This window comes from uncultured Abyssibacter sp. (assembly GCF_964000955.1).
Taxonomy (GTDB): domain Bacteria; phylum Pseudomonadota; class Gammaproteobacteria; order Nevskiales; family OUC007; genus Abyssibacter.
In genome coordinates this window covers 1-5,080 of record NZ_CAXFCL010000103.1, presented here as the reverse complement: position 1 = coordinate 5,080, position 5,080 = coordinate 1, and the positions used below count along the sequence as shown (strand labels likewise).

6 protein-coding genes are annotated in these 5,080 nt (G+C 64.8%); all 6 read left to right on the top strand.

Annotation, left to right across the window (positions count from 1 at the left end; translation table 11 throughout):
* Window positions 1-1,329: CTP synthase (locus ABNS06_RS04810; protein WP_348672903.1), on the top strand; the 1,329-nt coding region annotated here is incomplete at its 5' end.
* On the top strand, window positions 1,326-2,159 hold the full coding sequence (gene kdsA / locus ABNS06_RS04805) for a 3-deoxy-8-phosphooctulonate synthase (protein WP_348672902.1): 834 nt from the start codon (window positions 1,326-1,328) through the stop codon (window positions 2,157-2,159). The genes ABNS06_RS04810 and kdsA, both read left to right, overlap by 4 nt.
* 64 nt (window positions 2,160-2,223) lie before the next feature.
* On the top strand, window positions 2,224-3,510 hold the full coding sequence (eno, locus tag ABNS06_RS04800; protein ID WP_348672901.1) for a phosphopyruvate hydratase: 1,287 nt from the start codon (window positions 2,224-2,226) through the stop codon (window positions 3,508-3,510).
* A 9-nt stretch (window positions 3,511-3,519) separates the two neighbouring features.
* Window positions 3,520-3,795, top strand: a complete 276-nt coding sequence (gene ftsB, locus ABNS06_RS04795) for a cell division protein FtsB (protein ID WP_348672899.1) — start codon at window positions 3,520-3,522, stop codon at window positions 3,793-3,795.
* A 10-nt stretch (window positions 3,796-3,805) separates the two neighbouring features.
* Window positions 3,806-4,486: a 2-C-methyl-D-erythritol 4-phosphate cytidylyltransferase gene (gene ispD / locus ABNS06_RS04790; RefSeq protein ID WP_348672898.1), complete on the top strand. Its 681-nt coding sequence runs from the start codon at window positions 3,806-3,808 to the stop codon at window positions 4,484-4,486.
* Window positions 4,486-4,959, top strand: a complete 474-nt coding sequence (gene ispF, locus ABNS06_RS04785) for a 2-C-methyl-D-erythritol 2,4-cyclodiphosphate synthase (protein WP_348672905.1) — start codon at window positions 4,486-4,488, stop codon at window positions 4,957-4,959. The genes ispD and ispF overlap by 1 nt, the downstream gene beginning before the upstream one ends.
* Window positions 4,960-5,080 lie beyond the last annotated feature (121 nt).

Genomic DNA, 5,080 nt, shown 5'->3' with positions numbered 1-5,080 from the left:
CGCCGCGGCGACTTCCTTGGCGGCACGGTGCAGGTCATCCCGCATATCACCGACGAGATCAAGCACTGCGTGCGCAAGGGTGCGCAGGGTGCGGACATCTGCATGGTCGAGATCGGCGGCACCGTCGGCGACATCGAATCCCTACCGTTTCTGGAGGCGATTCGTCAGCTTGGCGTGGAACTGGGCCCGCATCGCGCCTGCTTCATGCACCTGACGCTGGTGCCCTACATCGCGTCCAGCGGCGAGGTGAAGACCAAGCCGACCCAGCATTCGGTCAAGGAACTGCGTTCCATCGGCATCCAGCCGGACGTGCTGGTGTGCCGCTGCGACCGCCCGCTGCCGGAAACCGAGCGCCGCAAGATTGCGTTGTTCACCAACGTGCACGAGCGCGCGGTGATCGCGGCGATCGACGTCGACAACATCATGAAGATCCCGTTCGGCCTGCACGAGCAGGGGCTGGACGAGCTGATCGTCCGCCGCTTCGCGCTGGACGTTAAGCCGGCCGACCTGTCCGAGTGGGAACGTGTCGTCCGGATGAAGGACGAGCAGGATCTGGAAGTGCAGGTCGCGATGGTCGGCAAGTACGTCGATCTGGCCGATGCCTACAAGTCGCTGAACGAGTCGCTGGATCACGCCGGTCTGCATACCCGCACCCGCGTGCGGATTCACTACGTCGATTCCGAGCGCCTGGAAACCGAGGGCACGCACCTGTTGCAGGATTTCGACGCGATCCTGGTGCCGGGCGGCTTCGGCGAGCGCGGCATCGAGGGCAAGATTGCCGCGGTGCGCTACGCGCGCGAGAACAAGATCCCGTATCTCGGCATCTGCCTGGGCATGCAGGTCGCGGTGATCGAGTTCGCGCGCCATGTGGTCGGCCTGAGTGACGCCAACAGCACCGAGTTCCACCGCAACACCGAAAACCCGGTAATCGCGCTGGTCACCGAATGGCACCGCGAAGGGGGAGGCATCGAGCAGCGTACCGAGGACTCTGACATGGGGGGAACCATGCGGCTGGGTGCGCAAAGCGCGACGGTCAGGCCCGGCACGCTGGCTCATCGGCTGTACGACAGCGATACCATCGCAGAGCGTCATCGTCATCGCTACGAGTTCAACAACCATTACCGCGAGGCGATCGAGGGTGCTGGCCTCTGCGTCTCCGCCGTGGCCGATTTCGACGACCTCGTCGAAATCGTCGAGCTGCCGGACCATCCCTGGTTCGTTGCCTGCCAATTCCATCCGGAGTTCTGTTCGACGCCGCGTGATGGTCACCCGCTGTTCATCGGGTTCATCCAGGCCGCGCGCGCGCAGCGGATGCAGGTGGCGGCATGAAGCTTTGCGGCGTCGACGTCGGTCCAGACCAGCCGCTGTTTCTGCTTGCTGGGCCGGATACGCTGGAGTCCGAGGCGATGTGCCTGGAGGTTGCCGGACATCTGAAGGCGATTTCCGAAGAGCTGGGTTTTCTCTACGTCTTCAAGGGTTCCTTCGACAAGGCCAACCGCTCCTCGCACACGAGTTACCGCGGACCGGGCATGGAGGAGGGGCTGCGGATTCTCTCCGAGGTGCAGGCGCAGATCGGCGTTCCCGTGGTCACCGACGTGCACGAGGACACGCCCATCGAGGAAGTGGCAGCGGTGGTCGACGTGATCCAGACGCCGGCGTTCCTCTGCCGCCAGACGAATTTCATCCGGCGGGTCGCGGCCGCGGGCAAACCGGTCAATCTCAAGAAAGGCCAGTTCATGTCGCCCTGGGAAATGGGCAATGTCGTCGCCAAGGCGAAGACCACCGGCAACGAGCAGATCATGCTCTGCGAGCGCGGTTTCTCGTTCGGCTACAACAATCTGGTCTCGGACATGCGCGGTCTGGCCGCTATGCGTGAGACCGGCTGCCCGGTGGTGTTCGACTGCACGCATTCCGTGCAGCTGCCTGGCGGGCAGGGGTCGGCCTCCGGCGGTCAGCGGGAGTTCATCCCCGTGTTGGCGCGGGCGGCGGTTGGCGCTGGGGTGTCCGGCCTGTTCATGGAAACCCACCCCAAGCCGGACGAGGCCTTGTGCGACGGGCCGAACTCCTGGCCCCTGGCGCAGGCTCGCGAACTGCTGGAAACGCTGATCGCGCTGGATCGCGCGGTTAAGGCGCGTCCTTACGCTGAAGATCGGCTGTAGCCTTCCGGCGGCCGAGCTGGCCGCTATCCGAATAATCAGAATTCACACGAAGTAGACGGATCAAATGACTGAAATCACGAAGATTGTTGGTCGGCAGGTAATTGACTCACGCGGCAACCCGACGGTGGAGGCGGACGTGCATCTCGCCTCTGGCGTCATGGGTCGCGCGATGGTGCCGTCCGGCGCATCCACCGGTGCCCGCGAGGCCGTGGAACTGCGCGATGGCGATCAGTCTCGCTACCTCGGCAAGGGCGTGACCCAGGCCGTGGGCAACGTGAACGGGGAAATCTCCAAGCTGCTGGTCGGTCGTGACGTGTTCGATCAGGCTGGTCTCGATCAGGCGATGATCGAAGCCGACGGCACCGAGAACAAGTCGCGCCTGGGCGCCAATGCGCTGCTGGCCGTGTCCATGGCGGCCGCGCATGCCGCCGCGAAGGACAAGGGCGAGCCGCTTTACCGCTATCTCGGTGGCGCCTCGGCGACCGGCATGCCGGTGCCGATGATGAACGTCATCAACGGTGGCGAGCACGCGGACAACAACGTCGACATCCAGGAATTCATGCTGATGCCAGTGGGTGCCAGCTCGATCTCCGAGGCGATCCGCTACGGCTGCGAAATCTTCCATGCCCTGAAGAAGGTGCTGTCCGGTCGCGGCATGAATACCGCGGTGGGTGACGAAGGCGGTTTCGCGCCCAACCTGCCGTCCAACGAGGCCGCGCTGGAAGCGCTGGCCGAAGCCGTGGACAAGGCCGGATATTCGCTGGGCAGCGACATCCTGCTCGGCCTGGATGTCGCCTCCAGCGAGTTCTATTCCGACGGCGTCTACAACCTCGCCGGCGAAGGCCGGAAGTTCTCCTCGGATGAGTTCGCCGACTATCTGGACGAGCTGGTGGGGCGCTACCCGATCGTCACCATCGAGGACGGCATGGCCGAGGATGACTGGGACGGCTGGGACGCGCTGACGAAAAAGCTTGGGAAGCGCGTGCAACTGGTTGGCGATGACCTGTTTGTGACCAATCCCAAGATTCTTCAGGAGGGAATTGATCGTGGCATCGCCAACGCGATTCTGATCAAGGTCAACCAGATCGGCACGCTGACCGAGACGCTGCGGGCCATCGACATGGCCACCGCCGCCGGCTACGCCTCGGTGGTTTCCCACCGCTCGGGGGAGACCGAGGACGCGACGATTGCGGACCTTTCGGTGGCCACCAGCGCGACCCAGATCAAGACCGGATCACTGTCCCGTTCCGACCGCATGGCGAAGTACAACCAGCTCCTGCGCATCGAGGAGGAACTGGGCGATCGGGCCACTTATCCGGGCATGAACGCATTTTTGTATAAAAGTGGTTAAAATTCAGCCATGGCCAGGGCGGCACTCATCTCCGGACTCCTGATTCTGGGGTACTTTCAGTACCGCCTGTGGTTCGCTGACGGCGGCATTCCCGATGTGCGCCGTCAGCAGGCCGAGATCGCCGTCATGACCGAGCAGAATGCTCAACTCAAAGCCAGAAACGCGGCATTGGAGGCCGAGGTCGATGATCTCAAGTCCGGTGTCGCCGCGATGGAAGGGCGTGCGCGGACCGATCTGGGCATGGTCAGAAAAGACGAAACCTTCTACCTGCTTGTCTCCCGCTAGGCCCGGTTGAATGCTCTGGGCAGTGGTTCCGGCAGCCGGCCGGGGCTCGCGGATGGATGCGGGTCAACCCAAGCAGTATCTCCCGCTGGGCGATCGGACGGTGATCGAGCATGCGCTCTCGCCGTTGCTCGACTACCCCGAACTGGAGCAACTGGTCGTGGCGCTCGCGCCGGGTGATGAAACCTTCGCTGGCCTGCCGGTTGCCCGGCATCCCATCGTGAGCACGACGACCGGTGGCGCCACGCGTGCCGACTCGGTGCTCGCCGGACTCAGTGTCCTGGACGACGCAGACGATGAGGATCTCGTACTGGTGCATGACGCCGCGAGACCCTGTCTGCGTCCCGATGATCTGGACCGCCTGATCCGAGCCGCGCGACGCGGGCGCGATGGCGCCTTGCTGGCGGCACCGGCGCGCGACACGTTGAAGCAGGTGGTCGACGGGCGCAGCGAACGCACGCTGGATCGAAGCGGCATCTGGCAGGCGCAGACACCGCAGGTGTTTCCGATCGGGACACTGCGCGCCGCGCTGGAAACAGCGGATCGGACGCTGGTCACCGACGAAGCCTCGGCGATGGAGGCGGCGGGATATCGTCCGCGCTGCGTCGACGGCCATGGCGACAATCTCAAGGTGACCTACCTGGACGATTTGCCGCTGGCCGAGGCATCGCTGCGGGCTCAGGGGCGCCTGTGATTCGCGTCGGTCATGGCTATGACGTGCATCGGTTCGGGCCGGGCGACCATGTCTGGCTTGGCGGCGTGCGTATCGAGCACGATCAAGGGCTGGTCGCGCATTCCGACGGGGACGTGCTGATTCACGCGCTTTCGGATGCGCTGCTCGGCGCCGCGGCACTCGGCGACATCGGCGGCCTGTTTCCGGATACCAGCGACGAGTGGGCCGGGCTGGCCGGGCACCGCATGCTGCAACTGGTCCGTGCGGCGCTGGATGAAGCGGGGTTTGTGCCGTGTCAGTGCGACATGACGATCGTCGCGCAGGCGCCGCGCATCGCACCCCATGTGGGCGCGATGCGCGCCCGCATCGCCGACGGACTCGGTCTGGCGACCGGCTGCGTCAACGTCAAGGCGACGACGACGGAACGGCTCGGGCCGATCGGTCGCAAGGAAGGCATCGCGGCGCACGCGGTTGCCACGATCGCACCGCGTTGATCGCGCTCAGTCCACCCTGGCGCGTGACCCGCGCGCATGGCGAGCCGCTGGCCACGGGCCAGCTCAAGCAATCGCCGGAGGATTTCCGCGTCGACGAGTTGCTGGACTTCGAACCGGCGGG

What these genes read in the sequence shown, in the direction of transcription:
- eno (WP_348672901.1), top strand. Translation starts at nt 2,224, where the DNA reads ATGACTGAAATCACGAAGATTGTTGGTCGGCAGGTAATTGACTCACGC.
- kdsA (WP_348672902.1), top strand. Translation starts at nt 1,326, where the DNA reads ATGAAGCTTTGCGGCGTCGACGTCGGTCCAGACCAGCCGCTGTTTCTG.
- ftsB (WP_348672899.1), top strand. Translation starts at nt 3,520, where the DNA reads ATGGCCAGGGCGGCACTCATCTCCGGACTCCTGATTCTGGGGTACTTT.
- ispD (WP_348672898.1), top strand. Translation starts at nt 3,806, where the DNA reads ATGCTCTGGGCAGTGGTTCCGGCAGCCGGCCGGGGCTCGCGGATGGAT.